Genomic DNA, 24,681 nt, shown 5'->3' on the forward strand with positions numbered 1-24,681 from the left:
ACCAGCACAAACGGGTTAAAACGCCAGCGTCCGGCGAGGACGCTTTTCAGGGCTTTTGATCCCAACCCCTCGATGAACAGGGCGTATGCTGCCCGGCGATGAGGCGCAAGCTCCGGCCGCCGCTCGACCAGCGCCACGGCCTCGACCCGGCACGTCTGCGATTGCCCGACGAGGGACCGTGGGCGACCGTTCGCGACCACCTGGTCGAGCGGTTGCCCAGGGTGGCGCCCGAGCGGATCGACCTGATGCTCGCCGAAGGCCGCGTCTACGACCTCGACGGGCCCATCGCGCCCGACGCGGCCTTCACCCCGGGCGGCTCGGTGTGGTTCCACCGCGAGCTGCCCGACGAGGTGGCGGTGCCGTTCGAGGTCCGGGTCGTGCACCGCGACGACGCCATCGTGGTGGTCGACAAGCCGCACTTCCTGGCCACGATCCCGCGCGGCAAGCACGTGGTCGAGACCGCGCTCGTCCGGCTGCGCCGCGACCTCGGGCTGCCGCACCTGAGCCCCGCCCACCGGCTGGACCGCGTCACGGCCGGGCTGGTCATGTTCGTGGTCGAACCGGGCCTGCGCGGCAAGTACCAGACGCTGTTCGCCGACCGCGCGGTGCACAAGGAGTACGAGGCGATCGCGCCGCACGACCCCGCGCTGACCCTGCCGACCCGCGTGACCAGCCGGATCGTCAAGGTCAAGGGCGTCATCACGGCGCAGGAGGTGCCCGGACCGCCGAACGCCGAGACGCTGGTCGAGCTGGTCGAGCACCGGGACGGGTGGGGCCGGTACCGGCTCGTGCCCCTCACCGGCCGCACGCACCAGCTGCGCCTGCACATGGCCTCGCTCGGCGTGCCGATCCGCAACGACGACTTCTACCCCGTGCTGCGGGAGAAGCCGCTGGACGACTTCACCGACCCCCTGCAGCTGCTGGCGAAGGTGCTCGAGTTCACCGATCCGGTGACAGGCGAGCACCGTCGCTTCACCAGCAACCTCGAACTCGACCTCTACTCCAGGTAACCCAGCATCTGCGCGATCTGCGCGGTGCGGGAGTTGAAGATCCGCTCCGCCAGGTCCTTGGCCTGCGGGTTCACGCCGCCTTCCTTCTCCAGCTTCGCCATCGCCACCGCGTTGTGCTGGTGGCCGATGAGCAGGTTCAGGAACGCCTTCTCGAACTCGGCGGGACCGGTCGCGGCGAGTTCCGCGATGGCCTCCGGGCTGGTCGAGTGGTCACCGCCGTGGCCGGCGTGCAGCTGCGGGTTGTCGCCCGCCGACTCGGGCTGCTCCCAGTCCGCCAGCCACTTCGTCATGGAGTCCACTTCGGACAGCTGGGTGACCTCGATGGCCGCCGCCAGCGTCTTGACCTCCGCGCGCACCGGCCGGTCCTTGGCCAGGCGCACGATCTCCAGCCCGGCCCGGTGGTGCGGCACGGTCATCTGGAGGAACATCACGTCGGTCTCGTTGAACTCGTCGGTCTCCACCACGGTCGACACCGGCGGTGGGGTCGCCGTGGTCGTGGAGCCGCAACCGGCCAGCACGAGCACACCGGCCACCAGGGCTGCGAGGCGTCGCAAGGGTCGTCCTCCTTCGCCGGACGGCCCGCCCGCGCCGTCACAGGGTCGGCGCGGGCGGGCTTCGGTTCGCGTCAGCCGGTCAGAGCCGCTGCCACAGGGCCGCGGTGTTCGGCGGCTCCCAGCCCACGAGGGACGTGTGGGACTGGATGCAGCGGTAGTTGACCCCGCCGTAGCTCACCTGGGAGCCGACCGAGTACGCGGTGTTGGGCGCCCACGTGCCGCCCACCGGGGGCGCCGTCGTGGTCGTCGTGGGCCGCGTGGTGGTGGTCGGCGTGGTCGTGGTGGTCGGCGTGCCGCCACCGGAGCCGACCTGCAGGTCGACGCACGAGTAGAACGCCATGGGCGTGTCGGCGATGTTCCAGACGGCCAGCAGCTTGATCCGGCCGGTGCGACCACCGAGGCTCACGTTGTGCGTCACGGTGGCCGCGGGCTGGCGACCGCCGTCGTTGAACTCGGCGATCTTGCTGCCGCCGACGAAGTACTGCCACGTGCTGGTGGCGTGCCGGGCGGTCAGCGTCCAGTTGAACGTCACGCTGTTGCCCACCTGGGTGGTGGGCCAGGCCCGGCTGTCGTCGTTGAGCTGAGCGAACTGGGTCAGCCCGGCGTGGCAGTTGTACTGGCCCTTCGGGCCCTCCACGCTCTGCGGCTCGTACACGATCGGGCCGCAGTTGGAGACCCGACCTTGCGCGCACATCGCTTGCCTGCTGGGCGGCGACGAGATGTAGCCGTGCGCGCTCGCCGTTCCCGCCGACATCACGACGAAGAACGGGGTGATGCCCACGGCGGCGAGGGCCACCGCGAGCTTGCGTTTCAGGCTCATGTGTCCAGCTCCTTCGGAGGAGACCCGGGTGGGTCTCCAAGGCAGGGTCCATTTCCGCGGCGGCCGGAACACGCGATCAGTGACGAACCGGGGACGGTGCGTCACTCACCGCGACGTGGTCTAGACCATAATCCGGAACGACATCCGGGTCAAGGATCTGAACCGACTGGTCCAGCCTTCCGCGCCCCTGACTGTGAACGCGCATCCCGGTGGCGGTGCCACCAGACCCTCGCGGCGGCACGGTCGACTCAATTGGCCCGACCGGTGTGATCCGGCGCGTGGTTGACCGACACTGGTCCCCATGGAGGAGCACAAGGTCATCGCGGACGACGGCCGCGTGTTGCGGGCGGCCGAACTGGGGCACGGGGAGCCGCTGGTGCTGTGCCAGGGCGAACCCGGGCCGCGGGAGGTGTTCGACGGGCTCGCCGAGCTGCTGGCCGACCGGGTGCGGGTGATCCACTGGGACCCGCGCGACGAGGGCCGGTCCGCACCCGACGAGCCGGACCCGACCGGGCGCGCGGTCGCCGACCTCGACGCCATCAGAGTCCACTTCGGACTGCCCGAGGTGGCCCTGCTCGGCCATTCCCGGGGCGTGGACATTGCGCTGCACTACGCGTTGGCGCACCCGGAACGGGTCTCGTCGCTGGTCTGCGTCCCCGGCACCGAGCTGGACCGGGAAGACCGGGAAGACCGGGAACTCCTCGCGCGCTGCCGCGAGCTGGCCGTGCCGACGCTGATCGTGGACGGCACGGCGGGCGCCCGGGACCGGTGCGCGGCGGACTCGCTGGCCGACGCGCTGCCGGACGTGGCGCGGGTCGTGCTGCCCGGCGCGGGTCACGTGCCGTGGGTGGAGTCGCCGGGTTCTTTCGGGTGGGCCGTGCTCGCCCACTTGGAGCAGTGAGTCGGGACGGGGGCCGACGCGCGACCCCCGTCCCACCCGGTCAGCAGTACAGGTTGTTGCCCGCCGGCACGCCGAGGATGCCGACGAACCGCTGGTAGGCGTCGACGCGGCTCTGGACCTGCGCCGGGTTGCGCCCGCCGCACTCCAGCGACCCGTTGATGCTGCGGATCGTCTCACCGAAGCCGTACCCGTTGACCATCGCGTTGTGCGGGGTCATCGTGCCCGGGCCGGACTGGGTGTTCCAGTACCAGAGGGCGGTCTTCCAGGCCACCGAGGCGTCGTTCTGCACCAGCCACGGGTTGGTCAGCAGCGGCAGGCCCAGCGCGTCGCCCGCCGCCTTGTAGTTGAAGTTCCAGCTGAGCTGGATGGGACCGCGGCCGTAGTAGGCCGCCTGACCGGCGGGGCAGCCGTAGGGCTGGCCCGCGTCGCAGTAGTGCGGGTAGTTGGCCTGGTTCTGCTCGACGATGTGGACCAGGCCGCCGGTCTCGTGGTTGGCGTTGGCCAGGAACGCCGCCGCCTCCTGCTTGCGGACGGTGTCCGAGCCGGTCTTGGCGAAGCCGGGGTACGCGCTGAGCGCGGCCGTGAGCCCGGCGTAGGTGTAGAAGGGGTTCCGGTTCGGGAACATCTGCCGGAACTGCGCCTCGCTCACCACGAACCCGCCCGGCGCGGGCGTGCTGGTCGTGGTGGTCGGAGTCGAGCCGCAGGTGTGCGGGTTCCAGTACCAGGTGCTGATGGTCGGGTCGTAGCCCGGGTTGTCGTGCTCGGCGATGTAGTACTTGCCGTCGGTGTAGCGCACGATGCTGCCGGCGGTGTACCACTGGCCCTGCACCCACGCCGGGTGGTCGCAGGAGGAAGGCGGCGGCGTGGTGCCACCACCGCAGACGCCCTGGTCGGCCCAGACCGCGGCGGAGCCGGGGGTCTCGTTCTGGGTCCACCACTGGGCTCGCCAGTTCTTGTTGTTGTAGGACGCCGTCATGCCGCCGGCGTAGACGGCCGACGGACTCCAGGCGGACGCGCAGGCGGCAGCGGCGGCGGTGTTGGCCACCGCGACGGTCAGTGCCGCCCCGACCACGAAAGCGGCGATCGCCGCCACTACGCGGAATCTCGACACGTGATCACTCTTTCCCGTTGGATGCGCCCATCGGACGTGACGAGGGCCACTCAACCGGAAATGGTCTACACCAGTCAAGAGCACGACCCGGTTTCGCACCGCGAACCGACGGATGAGCTGGCGGTTTTCGTGAGAGCGCGATCATCACCGCCGCCAGCTACAGGATCGTCCACATCGGACCGTCGCCAGTCATCTGCTCGCACACATGCTGTGACCTGCGTCACATATCGGAACGCCGGTCGGCATCGGCCGTCCTCTGATCGTTGACGCGATCGCGTCGGGGGAAACCGGTGCCACGAGGTGTCTTCGCGGTGCTCGGAAACAGGGGGAAATCATGGTGTTGAAGGCTTTCGTGCCCGCGCTCGCACTCGTCGCGGCGGCTCCGGCGACGGCTTGGGCGGCAGGATCGACGGCGGTCACGGTGGACGTGTCGGCCCGAGCGGACCTCAACGGCGACGGCCGCTCGGACCGCGTCGCGGTGCGGGAGGTCGTGGGCGCGCCGGACACGCAGGAACTCGTCGCCGTCCTCGGCGGCCGCCGGTTCACCGCCCGGGTGCCGTTCCACAGCTCGGTCGGCGTGAGCCCGCTGCGCGTGGTGGACCTGGACGACGACGGCCGCGACGAGGTGGTGGTGACCGAGTCGATCGGCGCCAACACCACCCTCTTCACGGTGTGGGGGTTGTCGGGCGATGTCATTCGCGCTGTCACCAAGCCCGACGGCAACCGGCTCGTGCTCGCCGAGGGGGGCGGTATCAGCGCGCTCAGCCGGTACGGCTGCGAGGTGGTCGACGGTCGGCGCCACCTCGTGACCGTCCAGGGCGAGTTGGTGTGGACGAGCGACCCGCTGGTGTACGACGGCGAGCGCGTCACCCACGTGGTCCGGGACGGCGTCGCCACGGCGACCTCCACCACGCCGGTGCTCGCCGAGCGGGACGCCCCGGCCTACCAGGTCGACCCGGCGGCCTGCGGCTGACGCGGTCGGCCGCCGCACGGGGGGATCGACGCGGCGGTCCGGACGAGCGCTTCACACGACTGCGTCGTGTTCTCGTCCGATCGCCGCTCGACCGATGCGCGCGAGCACCTCGTCCCGCTCGGGCTTGGCCACGCCGGTGTGCTCGACGATCGCCGGGACCACCACGTCCCAGACGCCCGGCGGCAGCTCGTGCCCGGTGTCCTCCATGATCAGAAACCGCGCGCCGGGGATCTCCCGCGCCAACGCCTCGCCGTGCGCCGGCGGGGTCAGCGGGTCCACGTCGCCGTGCAGGACCAGCGTCGGCACCGCGATCCCACCCAGCCGGGACCGCCACGACTCGCCGCCGCCCGCCTGGAAGTGGTTGGTGCTCGACGCGATGTCCCGCGCCCGGTCGAACACCCGGCCCGCCGTCGAGCGCGCCGCGTCCACGTCCGCCGGCCGAGGTCCGGCGAAGGGCCGTTGCGACGCCACCAGGTGCTCCACCACGGCCGCGCGGTCGGTCCAGTCGGGCGCGGGTGGCGCGGCGGCGAAGTACTCCAGCAGCGCGGGCGCCATGGGCGGCAGGTCGGGCGCGTTGGGACCGGCCGGGCTGCTCGCGATCAAGGTCAGCGACGCCACCCGGTCGGTGAAGTCGAGCGCGAGGAGCTGCGCGAGGCCGCCGCCCATGGAGATGCCGACGACGTTCGCCCGGGACACCGCCAGGGCGTCCAGCACGCCGACCGCGTCCGCGGCCAAGTCGTGGAACCCGTACCCGGGCTCGCCCGGCGGGTAGGTCACCGACCGCCCGGTGTCGCGGTGGTCGTACCGGATGACGTACCGCCCACCGTCCGCCAGCCGCGCGCAGAACCCGTCGGCCCACGACAGCATCGACCCGGTCGCGCCGGCGATCAGCAGTACCGCCGGGTCGGCGGGCGTTCCGAAGGTCTCTACGCACAGGTCGACGCCGTTGGCGCGCACGATCCGCTCGGTCACCCGATCACCGTAGCCCGTGCGTGGCCACCGCTCCCCCGGTTTGACCCGAGCGGTCGAAGCGGCCACCGCCGCCCGGACCCTTCGGCGCGGCGCGCGTGATCCACCGCGTCGATCCCCGACCTCAGCGGGTGTCCAGCCCTGCGCCTCCACGAAGGCGGCGCTCATCTCATCGAACTCCGTCGAACGCCTCCACGCGCACCACATCCCCTGGGAGCGACCCGAGTTAACGCTCACACTCCGTGACCTCCAGTTAACTTGAGGTCAAATCCAGGGTTGTGAATGTGCGACGTGTCACTCTAGAGTCCCTGGGAGCGCTCCCAGGGAGCGCTCCCAGAAGCGTCGTCAACCGTCAGAGCAGACGGAGGAGACCCAAGTCCATGAGATCGCTTCCTTCTCCCCGGTGGCGCCGCCAAGCCACCGCAGCCCTCGCACTAGTGGCGGTGAGCGGCGCGCTAGCGTCGGGTACGGCCCACGCAGCCGAGTACGAACGGCTGGTCAACGGCTCGTTCAGCAGCGGCTCGGCCGACCCGTGGTGGGCCAGCGCCGGCGTGTCGAACCGGGTCACGAACGGCGAGCTGTGCGCCACGGTGACCGGCGGCACGGTCAACCCGTGGGACTCGCTGATCGGCCAGAACGGCGTGCCGTTCGAGGCGGGCCAGTCGTACACGATGTCCTTCGACGCCTACGCCTCGGTCGACCGGCCGGCGGCGGCGGCGGCCGGTGAGGGCGTGAGCCCCTACCGGACGATCGCGAAGCAGGACATCGCGCTGACCACCACGAAGCAGCGCTTCACCTTCACGTTCACCTCCGAGCTGGACTTCCCCGACGCGGGCAACGGCCAGGTGACGTTCCACCTGGGCGCCGTGGCGGACGACACGACGGTCTGCGTGGACAACGTCTCGCTGATCGGTGGCGTGAAGCCGCCGGGCGGTGACCCGGCCAACCCGGCGAAGAAGATCAACGTCAACCAGGTCGCCTACGTGCCGGGCCTGCCCAAGCAGGCGACGTTGACCTCCGACGCCACGGTCGCGCAGCAGTGGGCGCTGAAGAACTCCGCCGGCACCACGGTGGCGACCGGTACGACCGTGCCGCGTGGCTCCGTCGACCCCGAGTCGGGCGACTCCACGCACCTGATCGACTTCACGTCGTTCGACACGGTGGGCACCGGCTACACGCTCACCGTCGGCGACGAGACGAGCTTCCCGTTCGACATCGCGACGGACGAGCTCAAGAAGATGCGCTACGACGCGCTGGCGTACTTCTACCACAACCGCAGCGGCATCGAGATCGAGGCGCAGTACGTGGGCGACCAGTACGCGCGCCCCGCCGGCCACCTCAACGTCGCGCCGAACCAGGGTGACGACAACGTCCCCTGCCTGGCGACGATCACCTGCGGTTACACGCTGGACGTGCGCGGCGGTTGGTACGACGCGGGCGACCACGGCAAGTACGTCGTCAACGGCGGCATCTCGGCGTGGCAGGTGCTCAACACCTACGAGCGCGCGGTGCGGATCGGTGACGCGGCCCCGCTCGGCGACGGCAAGCTGAACATCCCGGAGAACGCCAACGGGGTGCCGGACATCCTGGACGAGGCGCGCTGGGAGGTCGAGTTCCTGCTGAAGATGCAGGCGCCCGACGGCATGGTGCACCACAAGATCCACGACCAGAACTGGACCGGCCTGCCGCTGCTGCCCCACGAGGACCCGCAGGCCCGGCGGCTGTCGGCGACCAGCACGGCCGCGACGCTGAACATGGCGGCCGTGGCGGCGCAGGCGGCCCGCATCTGGAAGACGATCGACCCGACGTTCTCGGCGAAGGCGCTCGCGGCGGCCACCAAGGCCTACGCGGCGGCGAAGGCGAACCCGAACAAGATCGCCGACCCGAACGACGGCACCGGCGGTGGCTCCTACAGCGACTCGATCCTGACCGACGAGTTCTACTGGGCCGCCGCGGAGATGTTCACCACCACTGGTGAGGCCGCCTACCGCACCGACCTCACGTCGTCCACGCACTACAAGGGCAAGAGCCTGAACGCGCGCGGCTTCGACTGGGGCTCCACCGGCCCGCTGGGCGACATCACGCTCGCCCTCGTGCCGAACGGCCTGCCCGCCGCCGACATCACCGCGATCAAGTCGGCGTTCACCACCGTCGCCGACCAGCACCTGTCGCAGATGTCGACCCAGGGCTACCCGGCGCCGTACCGCCCGACCGAGGGCTACGACTGGGGTTCCAACGGCCTGGTCGCGAACAACATCTCGGTGCTGGCGCTGGCGCACGACTTCACCGGTGCGGCCAAGTACCGCGAGGGCGTGTTCCAGGGCCTGAACTACCTGCTCGGCCGCAACCCGATGTCGTACTCGTACGTGTCGGGCTACGGCGACCAGCCGGTGAAGAACGTGCACCACCGGCACTGGGCCAACCAGCTGGAGCCGACCCTGCCGATCGCGCCTCCGGGTGCGCTCTCGGGTGGTCCGAACAGCGCGCTGCAGGACCCGATCGCGGCGCGCCTGCTCCAGGGCTGCAAGGCGCAGAAGTGCTTCGTGGACCACATCGAGGCGTACTCGGTCAACGAGGTCACGGTCAACTGGAACTCCGCGTTCACGTGGATCTCCAACTGGGCGGCCGAGAAGCTCACGACCGCGCCGCCGGTCGACACCACGGCCCCGTCGACCCCCGGCACGCCGGTGGCGTCCGACGTCACCACGACGGGCGTGAAGCTGACGTGGACCGCGTCGACCGACCCGGAGAGCGGCGTCAAGGAGTACGACGTCATCTCCGTCGAGGGTGACGCGCTGCGCGTGGTCGCCACGGTCACCAGCCCGTCGGCGACGCTGACCGGGCTGCGGCCGGACACGGCCTACAAGTTCACCGTGGTGGCGAAGAACGGCGCGAGCCTGCGTTCGGGCATGTCGCCGCAGGTGGACGTGCGGACCAAGCCGGACGTGGTGGCCGACTACTGCAAGGTGGTCTGGCGTGCGTCGACCTGGTCCACCGGCATGTCGGTCAACATCACCGTGACGAACACCAGCACCCAGCCGTGGAACGGCTGGAAGCTCGAGTTCACCATGCCGGGCAACCAGAAGATCACGCACGGCTGGTCGGCGGCCTGGACCCAGACGGGCCAGGCGGTGTCCGCGTCGAACGTGGGGTGGAACGGCAACGTTGCGCCCGGCGGCTCGGCCAGCATCGGGTTCAACTCCTCCGGGTCGGGCTCGACGACTCCGCCGACCGACTTCCGGGTGAACGGGAACCCCTGCACGGTGGGGTGACTCCCTGATCGGCCGGTCCGGCACCACGGACCGACCACGTGACCGGTGGCGGGCTCCCCACGGAGCCCGCCACCGCTCCATTCCCCGCGTGTCCTACGTTCAGAACGCGCGTGTCCTACGTCCAGACACCCCGAGTTGAACGCTCAGAACACTGGCTGGTCGTCCTGAGTGTTCAACTCGGGTGTTCTGAACGTAGGACACGGTTGTTCTGGACGTAGGACACGCGCGGGTCAGGGGTTGGCGGCGGCGTCGCGGGAGCGGCGGTCCGGGGGTGGTGGGTCGACCACGACCTTGACCACGGCCTTCAGCCGCTCCAACGGGCCGCGTGGCGGCGGTGAGGCGACGCGTTCCCGCAGCAGCGGCACGCCGTCGCCGTCGAGCGCGTCGAGCCCGACCGCACGGCCGCTCATCGCCAGCACCAGAGACTCGGCGTCACCGCGCACCACCGCGCCGCTCCCGGACGCCCAGCCGGTGTCCACGGCCTCCAGCCGCAGCCCCGCCAACCGGGACCCCATCGCGTAACCCGGCGAAGGCTTGGCCGCCAGGTGCTGGAACGCCACCCACAGCCGGTCCTCCGGCATGTCCCGCTCGATGCCCAGCGGCAGGCGGACGTCGTAGTCGTGCAGCAGGATGTCGGCCAGCACCGGGTCGTAACCCGATCGCGGGATCGTGGTCTTCGACGTCGACCACCGACGCAGCCGCGCCGTGATCTCCGACGTGGGCATCCGGGCCGCCTTGGCGGTGAGCTCCCGGTTGAGCCGGTCGAAGTCGGCCGCCATGGACACGATGCCCCAGTACAGCTTGAGCTGGCCGAACTTGAGGTACGTGATCAGGTGCGCGCCGATGTCGTGCACCGTCCACCCCGCCGAGAGGCTGGGCGTGGCCAGTTGGCCGGCGTCCAGCCCGTCGAGGAGGTCCGCCATCCGCCGCCGCTCTTCAACGAGCATGTCGTGGACCTTCATCCGTCCACGCTAGAGCGTCTACGGATCACACCGTTATGATTTTCTTGCGGACTTCACCGCCGCAGGAAGGGCTCACCGGTAGGCGTCCTGGCCAACCGGGCGCACCAGGATCTCGTTGACGTCCACGTGCGGCGGCTGGCTCACCGCGTACAGCACGGCGCGGGCCACGTCCTCGGGCGCGAGCTTCGGGTCGCCGGCGCGCGACGGCGGGATGCCGCCGGTGTCGGTCAGGCCCGGCTGCACCAGCGTGACGCGGACGCCCGTGCCGACGCACTCGGCCCGGATCGCCTGCGCCAGCCCCGTCACCGCCCACTTCGTCGCCGAGTAGAGGTTCCCCGGCCGCACACCGCGCCCGGCCGCCGACCCGGTCAGCACCAGGTGCCCGGCGTGGCGCATCAACGCGGGCATCGCCGCCCGCGCGGTGAACGCGGGGCCGCACACGTTGGTGAGCACCATGTCGCTCCACTCGGCGGGCGGCGCGCCGTCGGTCGAGGTGAACGAGGTGGTCACGCTCGCGCCCGCGTTGGCGAACACCACGTCGAGGCTGCCCCACTCCTCCTCGACCCGCCCCATCAGGGCCGCGACCTGGTCGTACTCCCGCACGTCGCACGAGGCCACCCACACCCGGTCCGGTCCGCCGAGCCGGGCCGCGAGTTCCGCCAGCGACGCCGCGTCCCGCGCGGCCAGGACCAGCCGGTACCCCGCTTCGGCGGCCAACCGCGCGGTCGCCGCGCCGATGCCACGACTGGCCCCCGTCACCAGGAACACCCCTTGTGCCATGCCCGGAGGTTACCGCTGGTTAGATCCAATTCACCGGATCGGAGCAACAACTGAGCCGTCCGTGGCGTCTTCAGGGGAGTATCCGCATGATTGGGGGCACATGAACATCAACCGCAGGTTCGCGCTGGGGCTCGGTTCGGTCGCGGCGGCGAGCGCCGTGCTCGGTTCGACCGCCGGGACGGCCCAGGCGCAGACCACCGAGGCGGAGTGGGACTCGTTGATCCCGACGACGGCCGACCAGGCCCGCCGCAAGATCGCCTGGAAGTACTCGGCGCTGGTGTCGCGCGCGCGTGGCACGTGGTCGTCCTACATCGGCGTGGCCGACCCGGACGGCACGGTGAAGCCCGCCGTCGAGGACCAGGCCGACCGCGTGGTCGAGGCGTACAGCGTGAACAAGATCGCGGTCGCGGTGGCCGTGCTGGACAAGGTCGACCGGGGCCTGATCACGCTGGACCAGCGGGTCGACGTCACGCAGGCGATCGTCATCCAGGACACCGATGGCATCTTCGGGCTGGACGGCGCGTACCCGAGTTCGGTGACGGTCGGGCACGCGCTGGCGGCGTTGCTGACGGTGTCGGACAACACGGCCGTGCGGCTGTGCGGCCTGGTCGTGCCCGCGTTGGAGCTGAACGAGATCCTGCGCTCCAAGGGTTTCGTGCACACGCAGGTCGTGCCGGTCGCCAACCCGAACCGGTTCTTCCTGGGCACCACCACGCCCCGCGAGACGTTCACGCTGCTGCGCAGGCTCGCGGCGGGTGAGCTGCTGTCGCCCGCGTCCACCGAGCACCTGCTGAAGGTGCTGCGGTCGTTGACGTCGTTCACCGACGGCATCCGGCTCGACCTGTCGTCTGCGGAGCGGTTGAACGTGGCGACGAAGGCGGGTTGGTTCAACGACGGCCGCAACGAGGCCGGGATCGTCTTCGACGCGGCGGGCAAGCCGATCATCACGTTCGCGCTGTTCGCCTCGGGCCAGTTCGCCGGCGACCAGGCGGCCAACGCGGACAACTACAGCGCCACCCACCCGGCCCTGCGCGCCCGCGCCGCCCTGGGCCGCACGCTGTACGACTCGGTCCTGCGGATCACCGCGAACACCCCGCGCACCTACCGCGCCCAGCCGTACCGGCCGAGCAACGGCGGCTGATCAGGCGCACCCGGCCCGCCGACCTCGGCGGGCCGGGTCACCGCCACTCGTCGCGGCGGCGGCGCGCTTCGAGGTCCTCCCGAAAGACGCTACCGCCTGTCGCGGCGCCTCTCGATCTGCCGTCGGACCGCGAACGGCGCGCCCACGACCATGAACACGCTGACGAGCAACGACCACACCCATTCCCCGGTGTTCATGCGGTCATAGGTGATCGTGGCCTCCGGATCATCGTGATCGTAGAGGACCTCCACGCGGTTGCCCGGTTGCAGGCTCGCGTAGTGCTTGTTCACCAACGGCGTGACCACCCTGCCGTCCGGCAAAGTGAACCGGAGCCTGGCTCGGGTCTGGGTGGCGCCGTCAACGGTCTCCAGCCGCACGACCTCGGCTGTGGCGACGTCGTAGTCGAACGACTCGACCGTGCCCACGGCGCTCACCACCACGCCGGTCAACCCGAACACGATCACGATGCGCGGAAGCCACTTGGTCTCGACCGCTTCCCATCTCTCCACATCGCCCCCCTCTGTGTTCCTCAGGAACCGTCGAACCGACCACCTCCGAGGCCGGCGAGGAACTTCCGCCACTCCCCCGCGGGGAAGGACAGCACCGGCCCGGCAGGGTTCTTGGAGTCCCGCGTGGCGACCCCTTCCCTCACGGGTGCCACTTCGACGCAGGCTTCGCCATCCCCGCTGTAGCTGCTCTTGCGCCAGGCCACAGTCACCCGAACCTCCTTCGTCCCCGACGGTTGGCGATCTCCGCGATCAGCTTGACCGAGTCGTCAGGGCTCTTGGCCACCGCCACCAGGTGATCGAAGCTGTCCCGGAAGCGCTCGATGTCGGTGTCAGACTCCAAAAATATCTCACCGGCCTGGCTGTCGATGTAGACCAAGTCGGTGTCCAGTGGATCATCAAAGTCCAGTATGACGAACTGGCCCGGCAAACCGAGATGGGCACCCGCGCTGAACGGGACGACCTGGATCGTCGTGTCCGGAGCCGTGGACGCCTCTAGCAGGTGGTCAAGCTGCGCCGACATGACCTCCTGCCCACCGACCTCGTAGTGCAGCGCGGCCTCATCGATGATCGCCCACAGCTTGATCGGCCGCTCCTTGGTCAGGAGTGCCTGTCGCTCCATCCGGGCCCTCACGCGATCCTCAACCTGCGCCTTGCTGATTGTATACAGAACTCCGTATACCATAGCCCGAGCGTAGTCCTCGGTTTGGAGCAGGCCGGGAATGAACATCCCCGCGTAGTTGCGGACGCCATGCGCCTCGCGCTCGAAGCTGATGTAAGTCGTGTACTCCTCGCGCAAATCCTCGTGCCAGGGCTGGATCCAGCCTTCTCCCGCCGACTGCTTGTAGAGCGCCTTCAAGCGGAGATGTTCGTCGGTCGGGACGCCGTACAGCTTGAGCAGCATGTCCAGGGTCCGGTACTGGGGCCGCGAACGTGCCGTCTCGATGCGGTAGAGCGTGGTGGAGTGGAGGCCGGTCCGCTCTTCCACGTCCTCGCGGCGCAGGCCGGTGTCGTCGCGAAGTCGTCTGAGCTGACCGGCCAACCTGCGCAGTCGGATGGTCGGCGTGCTCTTCTTCGCGGCCACGATGTGCGCCCTCCTCAATGCTGCACGGCGAATGCAAGGCCCCTCTTTGCGTTCTTTGCGATCCACGTCGGATGTGGGCAGCCTTGCGGGCAGTCACGGTATCGGCGACGCAGCGTAACTACCAGCAGCTTGACCAGTGGGGCGGAAGGAACGACATGACCGAGCAGGAATTCACCGAACTCGTGCACGAAGTCGCACACGAAGAAGCACCACGGCTGTTCGCGATCGTGGAGGAGTACGGCGAACGGGAAAGCGTGCGCGTGGCGGGCTACGGCGTCGCGTTCGAGGACCGGGCCGAGGTCAGCGGCGTGGAGGGTGGCTTCCGCCTCAGCTCCCGCAGCCCCGAGACCGCCCGCGCCCTGTTCGAGCTCAGCTCACGCTCGGCCGGGACCCGCCGGGCACACCTCGTCTGGCTCGACCGGTGACGAGCAGGAGGCCAGGCCGAACAACCCCGCGAACCCGCCGGCGCCGATCAGCACCGCGCCGACCGGCGGGCCGATCACCCACGACACCGACATGAGCGTGCGCAGCGCGCTGATCGACAACGGCGCCTTGACCGAACCTCTGCGCTCCACCGCCTGCCGCGCGTAGGCGAACGTCTGCGGCGGCAACGACGACGCGACCGCCGTCAACGTCAGCGACCCGGCGGCACCGCGCGGGAGCCATTCGACGGAATGCGGGTCGGCGGACAGTGGGTCGGCGGGAAGGGGTCGAAACCGGGTGGCGCGGTCACGCCACCCGGCTCGTCAGGCGACTACTTCGACGGCACCTTCGGGATTTTCTGCGTCGGGCTCTCGTCCGCGGGCGGGTTCTGCGGGTCCTGCGGGTTCTTCTGGTCCGCGTTCGCCATGGCTGTTCCTCTCGTTCGTGACAGGAGTGGTCGCAGGGCGGTCGGGGTGGGGGATGACCAGGACCGTGACGTCGTCACGGCTGCCGCGTGCGCGTGCGGCGGCGTGCAGTTCCTCGGCGCACCGCTGGGGGTCGTCGCCGTGTTCGAGGAGCAGGCCTCGCAACTCGTCGTGGGGCACCTTCAGGCCGTCGGACGCGAGGACCAGCAGCCGGGCGTTCGCCTCGAAGCCCTCGACGCCGTAGAGCGGGACGCGGCCGAGGTGGTGGCGCAGCTTGTGGTCGTGGGCGGCGGCCTCGGCGTCGGGGACGCCTTGTTGCCGCAGTTCTTCGCCGAGGGTGTGCGGGGTCGTGAAGCGGTGCAGGGTTCCGTCGTCCTTGAGGCCGTAGGCCGAGCTGTCGCCGGCGTAGGCGACGCGCCAGTCCTCACCCGCCCGGACCGAGGCCACGACGATCGCACCGCCGGGCTCGGTGCTGTCGTCGTCCAGGTCGGCATAAGGCGCCGCGGCCGCCGTGACGCCGAGCACGGGCGTCTGGCGGGCGGCCATGCGCGCGGCGACGGCCGCGGTGGTGCGGGCGAAGTCGGCGACCTCCGGTGTCGAGCCGATCCCGTCCACCACCGCCGCGGCGAACGTGCCGCGGTACCAGTGCTGGGCGTGGGCGTCGGCGTTGAGCGGACGGTTCGGACCTCGGGAGGTCGCCACTCCCGGTTGGATGCGCGCGCCGAGGTCGGCCGGGTCGGTCATGGTCGGATCTTCGCGCAGCCGCCGTCACCTTCGGAGGTGGACGCGCGACACGGTCGTGTGATTCCAACTCAGCGCAACGTATCCACAGCGCACCGTCACGCTCCTCTGAAGCAGGGGGTGACCCATGACCGACCTGCTGCACCCGCGCGCGCAACCCCGGCCGGGGCGTCCGCCGTTGCGCGGGTCGCACGAGATCCAGGGGAACGTGCTGGCCGCGTTCAACAAGGACCACCAGCTGTTCCGGTTCGTCCGCTTCACCGACGACGGGCTGGGCCGCACCTGGCTCGCCGCCCTGCTCGGGCACGTCGGCACCACCGCCGACGTCGAGGACTTCAACGAGGTCTTCTCCCTGGGCCGCACGATGTTCGGCAGCGACCCGCCGGGTATCAAGGCCACCTGGGCGAACGTGTCGCTCACCCCCGAGGGCCTGGTCGAGCTGAGCATCAACCCCGAGGCGACGCGCGAAGACCTCCGCGAGCACTTCCCGCACACCGCCGAACAAGCGGCGCGGGCCAACGGCGACACCGGCGACTCGGCGCCCGTCCACTGGCTGTTCGGCCGCGCGGGGCAGCACGTCCACGCCGTGGTCACGGTCGCGTCCGACGACCCGGACCGGCTCGCGGAGACCGCGCGCAACCTGGACGTGCTCGACACCCTGCTCGGCGTGACGGTGGTCCACGAGCAGCACGCCGCCACGCTCCCCGGCGAACGGCGCGGGCGCGAGCACTTCGGCTACAAGGACGGCGTCTCACAGCCCGGCGTGCGCGGCTTCCACCACGAGGACCCCGAACTGCCCGGTCACCGCGCCGGAAAGCCCGGGGAGCTGCTGGTGAACGCGGGCGAGTTCGTGTTCGGCCACCCGACCGAGTCACCCCGCCCGCCGGCCGCCGCCTGGCTGACCAACGGCTCGATCCAGGTGATCCGCCGCCTCGCCCAGGACGTCGACGGCTGGCAGGAAGCCGTCGAAGCCCGCGGGCTCGGCCCGGAACTGATCGGCAGGCACCCCGACGGCCGACCGCTGGCGGCGAGCCGGGGCCACAACGACTTCGACTACGCCGACGACCCGGCGGGCGCGACGACACCGTGCCCGGCGCACATCCGCAAGACCAACCCGCGCGCGTTCACGCACCGGACGCCCCGACAGCACCGGATCCTGCGCCGGGGCCTGCCGTTCGGCTCACCCGACGACGGCGAGCGCGGCCTGGTGTTCGTGGCGCACTGCACGTCGTTGGCGGAGCAGTTCGAGTTCATCCAGCAGACCCGGGCGCACAACCCCGACTTCACGCCGGGCGAGCGCGGCGCGCCCACCGGTGTCGACCCGGTCGTCGGCGGCCGGTTCGTGCGGACCACCGGCGCGCTGTACGCGCTGGTGCCCTCCACCAGCACCCTGAGGCTGCTCGCCGCGGGCCGCGAGCTGCCCCGCTAAGGGGTCACGGGAAGCCGGTCGTGGCCGCCGTCCACGACCGGCTCCCACCCCGTCGCGTGCCGCCGCACGAGGTCCGCCGCGACCGAGTCGAACGGCCGCGCCCACACCTCCTCGTTGAACACCTCGACCTCGACGTACCCGTCGTACCCGGTCGCGGCGACCAGCGAGGTCAGTCCCACCAGGTCGATGTGCCCGTCGCCGGGCAGCCCGCGCCCCAGCAGCACGTCGGCGGGCAGCGGCGTGACCCAGTCGCACACCTGGTAGGAGTGGATGCGCGGGCCGGCCCGTCGCACGTCGGCCGCCAACGCCGGGTCCCACCACACGTGCAGGGCGTCCACCACGACCCCGACGACCCCCGCCGGGTACGGCGCGGCCAGCTCCAGCGCCTGGCCCAACGTCGACACCACACCGCGGTCGGCGCAGAACATGGGGTGCATCGGCTCCAACGCCAACCGCACCCCGGCCGAGGCCGCGTACGGCGCCAGCACCTCCAGCGCCGACGCGACGCGCCACCGCGCCGCCACGAGGTCGCGGTCGGGCACCCCGCCGGGCACCAGCACCAGGCACTGCGCGCCCAACGCGGCGGTCTCGTCGATGGCCCGCCGGTTGTCGTCCAGCCGCTGGTCGACGCCGGTGAAGAACCCGCCGCGGCACAGCGACGAGACCTCCAGCCCGGCCGACGCCACCAGCGCCGCGGTCCGCTCCAGCCCGTACTCGGCCACCGGGTCGCGCCACAGGCCCACCGCCGGGATCCCGTTGCGCACGCACACGTCGACCACCTCGGGCACGGACGCCCGCTTCACCGTGGCCTGGTTCAGTGACAGCTTCACGTCAGCACGTCCAGGAGTCGTCCCCACCGCCGGGCGGCGAGGTCCGGGTCGGGCAGCAGCCCGGCCAGGTCCGCCAACCTCAGCGCCTCACCGAGGTGCACCACGTCGCGGGCCGACTGCAGCCCGCCGACCATGCCGAACGCGTCCTGGAACCCGCCCAGCCACGCCAGGAACACCACACCGGTCTTGTAGTAGTAGGTCGGTGCGCCGAAGATGTGCCGCGACAACGCGACCGTGGGCTCCAGCACCTCGTCGTACCGGGAACGATCACCCGCGTCCAACGCCCGCAGCGCGGTGGACGCGGCCGGCGCGATGGCGTCGAAGATCCCCAGCAACGCGTCGCTGTGCCCCTCGGCGTCGCCCGCGATCAGCTCCGGGTAGTTGAAGTCGTCGCCGGTGTAGCAGCGCACCCCCTCGGGCAGCGCCCGCCGCAGGCCGACCTCGTGCGAGGCGTCCAGCAGCGACACCTTCACCCCGTCCACCTTGTCCGGGTAGGCCTTGATCAGGTCCAGGAAGTGCCCGGTCGCCGCGGGGATGTCCGACGAACCCCAGTAGCCCTCCAGCGCCGGGTCGAACGCCGTGCCGAGCCAGTGCAGGACGACCGGCTGGTCGACCTCCTCCAGCAGCGCCCCGTAGACCTCCTGGTAGTCCTCGGGCCCGCGCGCCTGTGCGGCCAGCTTCCGGCTGCACATCAGGATCGGCTGCGCGCCCGCGTCCACCACGGCGGCCAACTGCTCCCGGTACGCGGTCAACGGGTCCGCGGTGTCGTGGTCGGTGCCCACACCCGCGGCCAGCCGCCCGGACGCGATCGCCGCGCTGCGCCGGATCAGCTCCAGCGCCGTGCCCCAGTCCAGGCCCATGCCGCGCTGCGCGGTGTCCATGGCCTCGGCGACGCCGAAACCGTGCTCCCACAACCGCACCCGGTAGGCCAGCGTGGCGTCCCAGTCGAGCACGGCGGGCGCGCCGGGCACGTTGGCCGCGAACGGGTCGGCGACCACGTGCGCCGCCGCGAACGCGACCCGCGACTCGAACGGACCGGCGTCCCACGTCTTCGGCGGCGACAGCTCGTGCTCGCGGAACGTGCCGTCGCGGCCGGGCAGCCGCACCGAGGTCATGCCGGCACCTCGATCCGACGGCCGGTGCGGGAGGACTCCAGGCCCAGCGCGGCCAACCGCACCGTGCGCACCCCGGAGTGGAAGTCGTGCGAGTACGGCGCGTCGACGGCGATGTGCTTGAGGAACTCCGCCCACTGCACCATGAACCCGTTGTCGAACACCTCGTTGTCCGGCACTTCCTGCCACAGCGAGCGGAAGTCGATCGACTGCGGCACGTCCGGGTCCCACACGGGCTTGGGCGTGATCTCCCGCGACTGCACCTTGCAGTTGCGCAGCCCGGCCACCGCGCTGCCGTGCGTGCCGTCCACGTGGAACTCGACCAGCTCGTCGCGGTTCACCCGGGTCGCCCACGACGAGTTCACCTGCGCCACCACGCCGCCCGCCATCTCGAAGATCGCGTAGGCCGCGTCGTCGGCCGTCGCCTCGTACTGCTCGCCGTTCTCGTCCCACCGGGTCGGGATGTGCGTGACGGCCCGCGCGGTCACCGCCTCCACCGGGCCGAGCAGCCCTTCCAGCAGGTAGCTCCAGTGGCAGAACATGTCCACGACGATCCCGCCGCCGTCCTCGGCGCGGTAGTTCCACGACGGCCGCTGCGCGCTCTGCCAGTCGCCCTCGAACACCCAGTAGCCGAACTCGCCGCGCACCGACAGCACCCGGCCGAAGAAGCCGCCGTCCAGCATGCGCTTGAGCTTGCGGATGCCCGGCAGGTAGAGCTTGTCGGCCACCACGCCGTGCTTGACGCCCGCCGCGTCGGCGTGCCGGGCCAGCTCCAGCACCTCCTCGGGGGTCGCCGCGACCGGCTTCTCGCTGTAGACGTGCTTGCCCGCGTCGATCGCCGCGGTGAGCGAGGCGGCGTGCGCGGACGTGACCTGGCCCTCGAAGTAGACCGAGACGTCCGGGTCGCTCAGCGCGGCGTCGAGGTCGGTGGTCCAGCGGGGCAGGTCGTGCCGTTCGGCGATCTCCTTCAGCTTGGCGGCGTTGCGGCCGACCAGCAGCGGCTCGGGGACCAGCACGTCGTCACCGATCCTGACCCCGCCGCGCTCGCGGAGGGCCAGGATCGACCGGACGAGGTGCTGTCGGTACCCCATCCGCCCCGTGACCCCGTTCAACGCGACGCCGATCGTGCGCACCGCCATGCGTACACCCCGCTCAAGTCCGTGGAAAGCGCTTTCCAGCACGCTACGGTCGGCTCCTCACGGACGTCAACCTCCCGGGCGGCTAGTCTCGGCCGTCCAGGACGCGAAGGAGGCGGCGTTGACGTCGCGGCAGGTCACGCTGGCGGAAGTGGCGAAGGAAGCGGGCGTGTCGCTCGCGACCGCGTCACGCGTGCTCAACGGCAGCACCCGGCAGGTCAGCGAGGAGCTGCGGGAGCGGGTGCTCGGCACCGCGCGCCGGCTCGGCTACCTGCCCAACGCCTCGGCGCAGGCCCTGGCGCGCAACTCCAGCGTGCTGGTCGGCCTGGTCGTGCACGACATCGCCGACCCCTACTTCTCCAGCATCGCCGCCGGTGTGACCAGGATCGCCGAGAGCGCCGGGCTGGTCGTCGTGCTCGGCACCACCGGCCGCGACCCGCGCCGCGAGGTCGAGCTGGTGAACACGCTGCGCGCCCACCGCGCCCGTGCCCTGGTGATCGCGGGCAGCCGCACCACCGACCGCTCGGCGTCGCGGCACCTGGCCGAGGAGATCACCGCGTTCACCGCGCAGGGCGGCCGGGTGGCGTGCGTCTCCCAGGCCAAGCTCGGCACGGACACCGTCGTGCCCGCGAACCGGTCCGGCGCACGCGCGCTGGCCCGCCGACTGGCCGCGCTCGGCCACCGCCGGTTCGCCGTGCTGGCCGGGCCGCCGGACCTGCTGGTGGCGCGCGACCGGCTGGCCGGGTTCAAGGCGGGCCTGGCCGACGAAGGGCTGGAGCTGCCCGACGGGTGCGTCATCACCAGTGACTTCACCCGGGACGGCGGGCACGCCGCGGTGGCCGACCTGATCGCCGCGCGCACCGGCGCGACCTGCGTGTTCGCCGTGAACGACGTGATGGCGCTCGGCGCGATGGCGGCCCTGCGGGACCACGGCCTGCGGGTGCCGGAGGACGTCTCGGTGGCCGGGTTCGACGACATCCCCACCCTGCGCGACCTGGTGCCGGCGCTGAGCACCGTGCGGCTGCCGCTGGAGGACATGGGCGAGCGGGCGGCACGGCTGGTGCTCGACGACGTGGCCGCCCCGCCCCGCACGGTCCGGGTCGCCGGCGAGGTGGTGCTGCGGGCGTCCACCGCGCATCCCAGCGGTATCGGACTGCGCTGACCGGCGGTTACGCTCTATTCTGGACACCGTTCGACCACCCCTCACGAGGAGTGATCCCAAGCCGTGCGCGACGCGCAGTCCCCGGGCTGCAGTACCGAGCCGGGTCCGATACCCGGCTGCCTGCCCCGCCCGGCCCACCCCGGGTGGGCCCGATGACCATCCTGCTCAGCCTGCTCGGCCTCGCCGCCGTGGTGCTGCTCACCATCGGCACGTTCATCGCGGTCGCCGCCGAGTTCTCCCTGACCGCCCTGGAACGCAGCACGGTCGAGGCGCACGTCGCCCAAGTGGGTGACTCGAAGGCGCGGACCGTGGAGAAGGCGCACCGGTCGCTGTCGTTCCAGCTCTCCGGCTCGCAGTTGGCGATCACCATCACCACGCTGATCACCGGCTACATCGCCGAGCCCGCCATCGCCGAGCTCATCTCGCCCGCGCTGACCGGCGTCGGCGTGCCCGCGTCGGCGGCCGGCCCGATCGCGTTGACGCTGGCGTTGGCGCTGGCCACGTCGCTGTCGATGGTGTTCGGCGAGCTGGTGCCGAAGAACCTGGCCATCGCCAAGCCGCTGGAGACCGCACGTGCCGTCGCGGGCGTGCAGGCCGGGTTCTCGGCCGTGTTCAAGTGGCTGATCACCGCCCTCAACGGCACCGCGAACTGGCTCGTGCGCAGGCTCGGCGTGGAGCCCGCCGAGGAGCTCGCGTCGGCCCGTTCACCGCAGGAGCTGGGCGCGTTGATCCGCTCCAGCGCCGAACAGGGCACCCTCGACCCGAGCACCGCGACCCTGCTGGACCGCTCCCTGCGGTTCGGTGACCGCACCGCCGACGAGCTGATGACGCCGCGCGTGCGGGTCGAGTCGCTGCGCTCGGACGCGACCGTGCTCGACCTGGTGGCCAAGGCGCGGGAGACCGGGTTCTCCCGGTTCCCGGTCTACACGGGTGACCTGGACGAGGTGCGCGGCATCGTGCACGTCAAGCAGGCGTTCGGGGTGCCGCGGTCGCAGCGGGCGACCACGCCGGTGTCGGCGCTGACCAGGCCGGTGCAGACGGTGCCCGCGACGTTGGAGGGCGACGCGCTGCTGGACCGGCTACGCGCGTCCGGCCTGCAGACGGCGCTGGTCGTGGACGAGTACGGCGGCACGGCGGGCCTGGTCACGTTGGAGGACGTGGTCGAGGAGATCGTCGGCGACGTGCGCGACGAGCACGACCGGCGGGAGACCTCGCCGGTGCGCAGGCTCGGCGGCGAGGCGTGGCTGGTGTCGGGGCTGCTGCGCGACGACGAGATCGCGGAGGCGACCGGGTTCCGGATGCCCGAGGGCGACTACGAGACCGTGGCGGGGCTGGTGCTGGCCCGGCTGGGCCGCATCCCCGACGCCGGTGACGAGATCCGGGTGGACGACTGGCGGATCACCGTGGTGCAGATGGACCGGCACCGGGTGGCGGAGCTGCGGGTGGCCCGGGTCGACGCCTCGGGGGTGGCGCGGTGATCGTGCTGGTGGTCCTGCTGCTCCTGGCGGGCAACGCGTTCTTCGTCGGCGCCGAGTTCGCCATCATCACCGCCCGGCGCGACCGGCTGGAGGCGTTGGCCGAGCAGGGCAGCGCCGGGGCACGCACGGTGCTCAAAGCGGGACGTGAGCTGCCGCTGCTGATCGCGGGTGCGCAGCTCGGCATCACGCTGTGCTCGCTGGGGCTGGGCGCGTTGGGCGAGCCCGCGGTGGCGACGATGCTGGAGGCGCCGTTCCACGGGGTCGGCATCCCGGACGCGGTGCGGCACGGCGTGGCGTTCGCCATCGCGTTGATCATCGTCGTGGCGCTGCACACCGTGCTGGGCGAGATGGTGCCGAAGAACCTGGCCATCGCCGGCCCCGAGCGCACCGCGCTGCTGCTGGTGCCCGCCCACCTGTGGTTCTGCCGGCTGGTGGCGCCGCTGCTGCGCGGCTTCACGGTGGTGTCGACGGCGGTGTTGAAGCTCGTCGGCGTGACGCCCCGGGACGAGCTGGAGTCGGCCTACACCCGCGACGAACTGGCCCTGCTGATCGGGCAGTCGCGGGAGGAGGGCCTGCTGGAGGACTCCGAGCACCGGCGGCTGACGCAGACGCTGTCGTCGGCGGAGCGGACCGTGGCCGACGTGCTGGTGCCGTTGGACCGGATCACGTCCGTGCCGTCGCGGCCCACCATGGAACAGGTGGAGGCCGCCGTGTCGGCCACCGGCTTCTCCCGGTTCCCGGTGCGCGAGGAAGACCGGCTGATCGGGTACCTGCACGTGAAGGACGTGCTGGACCTGGCGGACGCCGACCCGTCCACTCGGGTGCCGCCGAGCCGGGTGCGCGGCCTGCCGCGGGTGCCGGTGGACGCGAGCCTGGACGACGCGGTGGCCGCGCTGCGGCGCTCGCAGAGCCACCTGGCGCAAGCCGTGTCGGCGGAGGGCGTCGTGCGGGGCCTGGTGGCGTTGGAGGACCTGGTCGAGGAGTACGTGGGCACCGTCCGTGACGGCACCCACGTGCGGCGCGAGCTGTGAGCGGTGGTGCGGGTGCCGTGCCGGCGACACCCGCACCACCTCGTCACCTCAGGACGCGGGCCGCACCGCGGGCAGGCTCACCAGCTCCCGCTCGACCGGCGGCGGCACGCTGACCAGCTCCAGGTCCCGGTCGGCGGCGCGGTCGAGCGCGGCCACGATCCACGCCTCGAAGTCGGCGTTCGCGGCCATCGCGGCACGCCGCCACCGGTCCACCGCCTCACCGGCCGCGGTGACGCGCGGCATCGCCGCGCGCAGCGACTTCGAGCCGGGGTCGCGGCTCTCCCGCAGCGCGCGCCGCAGCGCCGTGCGCGACCAGCCCTCCCGCTCGGCGCGGTCGAGCCACTGGTCCTGCTCGGCCGGTGGCAGCGCCGCGACCTCGGCGTGGTGCTGGAACGGCAGTCCCGGACGGCGCCGCGACGCCTCGAACTTGCGGGCGATCCACGCGTAGTTGCGCAGCGTCTGGTAGTCGAGCCCCACAGCTTCGACCGCCCGGCGGTAGCGCTCGGTGTACTTGTCCTGGCCGAAGACGAGCCAGTCACCCAGGTACCACGCCGACGAACTGGCGATGCGCGAGATCCGCTGCCCGGCCTGCTCCCAGGACTCGAACGTGACGTCCCGCGGGAACGCCAGCCCCACCGGCGTGGTGAGGATCCGGCCTTCGACCGCGCCACCGGGACGACGGCGCGGCACTGCGTTCACCTTGTCCACTTGCTCCCCCTGATCCGCTTTGGGTGTCCTTGCTACCCCAGGGGCCCTCACACACCGGTCAACTTCCGCTCACACCGAGAACCCGAACCGGCCCGGCGGCGGACAACAGGTGACCGCCCTTCA

General features: G+C 71.3%; 25 protein-coding genes. 10 read left to right on the forward strand and 15 right to left on the reverse strand.

Annotated elements, in window-relative coordinates; translation table 11 throughout:
* Positions 1 to 98 precede the first annotated feature (98 nt).
* A complete protein-coding gene (locus A6A25_RS15220) occupies positions 99 to 1,010 on the forward strand; it encodes an RluA family pseudouridine synthase (RefSeq protein WP_073890161.1) in 912 nt (303 codons plus the stop codon).
* Here the strand turns inward: A6A25_RS15220 and A6A25_RS15225 are convergent.
* Together A6A25_RS15225 and A6A25_RS15230 are read right to left on the reverse strand one after the other, a co-directional pair.
* Positions 998 to 1,564, reverse strand: coding sequence for a DUF305 domain-containing protein (locus tag A6A25_RS15225; protein ID WP_083668357.1), 567 nt, complete (start codon positions 1,562 to 1,564; stop codon positions 998 to 1,000). The genes A6A25_RS15220 and A6A25_RS15225 overlap by 13 nt on opposite strands.
* A 79-nt stretch (positions 1,565 to 1,643) precedes the next feature.
* Positions 1,644 to 2,384, reverse strand: a complete 741-nt coding sequence (locus A6A25_RS15230; protein ID WP_073890165.1) for a lytic polysaccharide monooxygenase — start codon at positions 2,382 to 2,384, stop codon at positions 1,644 to 1,646.
* Between the two features lie 301 nt (positions 2,385 to 2,685).
* Here A6A25_RS15230 and A6A25_RS15235 point away from each other — a divergent pair, with 301 nt between their 5' ends.
* Entirely contained in the window at positions 2,686 to 3,285 is a 600-nt protein-coding gene (locus A6A25_RS15235; protein WP_073890168.1) for an alpha/beta fold hydrolase, read from the forward strand.
* A gap of 40 nt (positions 3,286 to 3,325) precedes the next feature.
* Here the strand turns inward: A6A25_RS15235 and A6A25_RS15240 are convergent, their stop codons facing one another.
* On the reverse strand, positions 3,326 to 4,396 hold the full coding sequence (locus tag A6A25_RS15240) for a glycoside hydrolase family 19 protein (protein WP_073890172.1): 1,071 nt from the start codon (positions 4,394 to 4,396) through the stop codon (positions 3,326 to 3,328).
* Between the two features lie 334 nt (positions 4,397 to 4,730).
* On the opposite strand from A6A25_RS15240, the gene A6A25_RS15245 reads away from it, so the two are divergent.
* On the forward strand, positions 4,731 to 5,369 hold the full coding sequence (locus A6A25_RS15245; protein ID WP_073890176.1) for an FG-GAP repeat domain-containing protein: 639 nt from the start codon (positions 4,731 to 4,733) through the stop codon (positions 5,367 to 5,369).
* A 51-nt stretch (positions 5,370 to 5,420) separates the two neighbouring features.
* On the opposite strand, the gene A6A25_RS15250 is transcribed toward A6A25_RS15245, so the two are convergent.
* Positions 5,421 to 6,341, reverse strand: a complete 921-nt coding sequence (locus tag A6A25_RS15250) for an alpha/beta fold hydrolase (protein ID WP_198932713.1) — start codon at positions 6,339 to 6,341, stop codon at positions 5,421 to 5,423.
* Positions 6,342 to 6,781: 440 nt separating this feature from the next.
* Between A6A25_RS15250 and A6A25_RS15255 the strand changes: the two genes are divergently transcribed.
* Positions 6,782 to 9,610 (forward strand): glycoside hydrolase family 9 protein, encoded by a 2,829-nt coding sequence (locus tag A6A25_RS15255; RefSeq protein WP_241828725.1) that lies wholly within the window; start codon positions 6,782 to 6,784, stop codon positions 9,608 to 9,610.
* Positions 9,611 to 9,840: 230 nt separating this feature from the next.
* On the opposite strand, the gene A6A25_RS15260 is transcribed toward A6A25_RS15255, so the two are convergent.
* Both A6A25_RS15260 and A6A25_RS15265 read right to left on the reverse strand, forming a co-directional pair.
* The gene (locus A6A25_RS15260; RefSeq protein ID WP_073890188.1) at positions 9,841 to 10,572 is read right to left on the reverse strand and encodes a maleylpyruvate isomerase family mycothiol-dependent enzyme; all 732 of its coding nucleotides are present in this window, start codon (positions 10,570 to 10,572) and stop codon (positions 9,841 to 9,843) included.
* A 72-nt stretch (positions 10,573 to 10,644) separates the two neighbouring features.
* The gene (locus A6A25_RS15265; RefSeq protein ID WP_073890192.1) at positions 10,645 to 11,352 is read right to left on the reverse strand and encodes an SDR family oxidoreductase; all 708 of its coding nucleotides are present in this window, start codon (positions 11,350 to 11,352) and stop codon (positions 10,645 to 10,647) included.
* A gap of 100 nt (positions 11,353 to 11,452) precedes the next feature.
* Between A6A25_RS15265 and A6A25_RS15270 the strand changes: the two genes are divergently transcribed.
* Complete coding sequence (locus tag A6A25_RS15270) at positions 11,453 to 12,493, forward strand: serine hydrolase (protein ID WP_073890195.1); 1,041 nt, start codon at positions 11,453 to 11,455, stop codon at positions 12,491 to 12,493.
* A gap of 89 nt (positions 12,494 to 12,582) precedes the next feature.
* Here the strand turns inward: A6A25_RS15270 and A6A25_RS15275 are convergent, their stop codons facing one another.
* The 3 genes from A6A25_RS15275 to A6A25_RS15285 are packed head-to-tail and all read right to left on the reverse strand — an operon-like array spanning position 12,583 to position 14,083.
* Positions 12,583 to 13,002, reverse strand: coding sequence for a DUF3592 domain-containing protein (locus A6A25_RS15275; RefSeq protein ID WP_073890198.1), 420 nt, complete (start codon positions 13,000 to 13,002; stop codon positions 12,583 to 12,585).
* Positions 13,003 to 13,022: 20 nt separating this feature from the next.
* Entirely contained in the window at positions 13,023 to 13,211 is a 189-nt protein-coding gene (locus A6A25_RS15280) for a DUF397 domain-containing protein (RefSeq protein ID WP_073890202.1), read from the reverse strand.
* A complete protein-coding gene (locus tag A6A25_RS15285; protein ID WP_198932714.1) occupies positions 13,208 to 14,083 on the reverse strand; it encodes a helix-turn-helix domain-containing protein in 876 nt (291 codons plus the stop codon). Before A6A25_RS15285 ends, A6A25_RS15280 begins: the two co-directional genes overlap by 4 nt.
* Before the next feature lie 155 nt (positions 14,084 to 14,238).
* Between A6A25_RS15285 and A6A25_RS15290 the strand changes: the two genes are divergently transcribed.
* A complete protein-coding gene (locus A6A25_RS15290; RefSeq protein WP_073890206.1) occupies positions 14,239 to 14,508 on the forward strand; it encodes a hypothetical protein in 270 nt (89 codons plus the stop codon).
* Here A6A25_RS15290 and A6A25_RS15295 read toward each other — a convergent pair.
* Both A6A25_RS15295 and A6A25_RS15300 read right to left on the reverse strand, forming a co-directional pair.
* Positions 14,458 to 14,715, reverse strand: a complete 258-nt coding sequence (locus tag A6A25_RS15295) for a hypothetical protein (RefSeq protein ID WP_073890209.1) — start codon at positions 14,713 to 14,715, stop codon at positions 14,458 to 14,460. The genes A6A25_RS15290 and A6A25_RS15295 overlap by 51 nt on opposite strands.
* A 114-nt stretch (positions 14,716 to 14,829) precedes the next feature.
* A complete protein-coding gene (locus tag A6A25_RS15300; RefSeq protein WP_073890213.1) occupies positions 14,830 to 15,675 on the reverse strand; it encodes a PP2C family protein-serine/threonine phosphatase in 846 nt (281 codons plus the stop codon).
* A 124-nt stretch (positions 15,676 to 15,799) separates the two neighbouring features.
* Here A6A25_RS15300 and A6A25_RS15305 point away from each other — a divergent pair, with 124 nt between their 5' ends.
* On the forward strand, positions 15,800 to 17,101 hold the full coding sequence (locus A6A25_RS15305; protein ID WP_073890217.1) for a Dyp-type peroxidase: 1,302 nt from the start codon (positions 15,800 to 15,802) through the stop codon (positions 17,099 to 17,101).
* Here the strand turns inward: A6A25_RS15305 and A6A25_RS15310 are convergent.
* Genes A6A25_RS15310 through A6A25_RS15320 form a run of 3 tightly spaced genes read right to left on the reverse strand, consistent with a single transcriptional unit; the run spans position 17,098 to position 20,182 of the window.
* Entirely contained in the window at positions 17,098 to 17,931 is an 834-nt protein-coding gene (locus tag A6A25_RS15310; protein ID WP_073890221.1) for a sugar phosphate isomerase/epimerase family protein, read from the reverse strand. The two genes, A6A25_RS15305 and A6A25_RS15310, sit on opposite strands and share 4 nt — an antisense overlap.
* Positions 17,928 to 19,046, reverse strand: coding sequence for a dihydrodipicolinate synthase family protein (locus A6A25_RS15315; protein ID WP_073890226.1), 1,119 nt, complete (start codon positions 19,044 to 19,046; stop codon positions 17,928 to 17,930). The genes A6A25_RS15310 and A6A25_RS15315 overlap by 4 nt, the downstream gene beginning before the upstream one ends.
* Positions 19,043 to 20,182 carry a Gfo/Idh/MocA family protein gene (locus tag A6A25_RS15320; RefSeq protein WP_073890230.1) on the reverse strand — a complete coding sequence of 380 codons (1,140 nt, stop codon included), beginning with the start codon at positions 20,180 to 20,182 and terminating at the stop codon, positions 19,043 to 19,045. Before A6A25_RS15320 ends, A6A25_RS15315 begins: the two co-directional genes overlap by 4 nt.
* A gap of 118 nt (positions 20,183 to 20,300) precedes the next feature.
* Between A6A25_RS15320 and A6A25_RS15325 the strand changes: the two genes are divergently transcribed.
* The 3 genes from A6A25_RS15325 to A6A25_RS15335 all read left to right on the forward strand — a co-directional run bounded on the left by A6A25_RS15325 (position 20,301) and on the right by A6A25_RS15335 (position 23,850).
* Positions 20,301 to 21,341, forward strand: coding sequence for a LacI family DNA-binding transcriptional regulator (locus tag A6A25_RS15325; protein ID WP_073890233.1), 1,041 nt, complete (start codon positions 20,301 to 20,303; stop codon positions 21,339 to 21,341).
* Between the two features lie 152 nt (positions 21,342 to 21,493).
* Positions 21,494 to 22,819, forward strand: a complete 1,326-nt coding sequence (locus A6A25_RS15330; protein WP_073890237.1) for a hemolysin family protein — start codon at positions 21,494 to 21,496, stop codon at positions 22,817 to 22,819.
* Positions 22,816 to 23,850: a hemolysin family protein gene (locus A6A25_RS15335; RefSeq protein ID WP_073890239.1), complete on the forward strand. Its 1,035-nt coding sequence runs from the start codon at positions 22,816 to 22,818 to the stop codon at positions 23,848 to 23,850. The genes A6A25_RS15330 and A6A25_RS15335 overlap by 4 nt, the downstream gene beginning before the upstream one ends.
* A gap of 48 nt (positions 23,851 to 23,898) precedes the next feature.
* Here A6A25_RS15335 and A6A25_RS15340 read toward each other — a convergent pair whose 3' ends face one another.
* Positions 23,899 to 24,549, reverse strand: a complete 651-nt coding sequence (locus A6A25_RS15340) for an LmbU family transcriptional regulator (protein WP_241828727.1) — start codon at positions 24,547 to 24,549, stop codon at positions 23,899 to 23,901.
* Positions 24,550 to 24,681 lie beyond the last annotated feature (132 nt).

Source organism: Saccharothrix sp. CB00851, assembly GCF_001905065.1.
Taxonomy (GTDB): domain Bacteria; phylum Actinomycetota; class Actinomycetes; order Mycobacteriales; family Pseudonocardiaceae; genus Actinosynnema.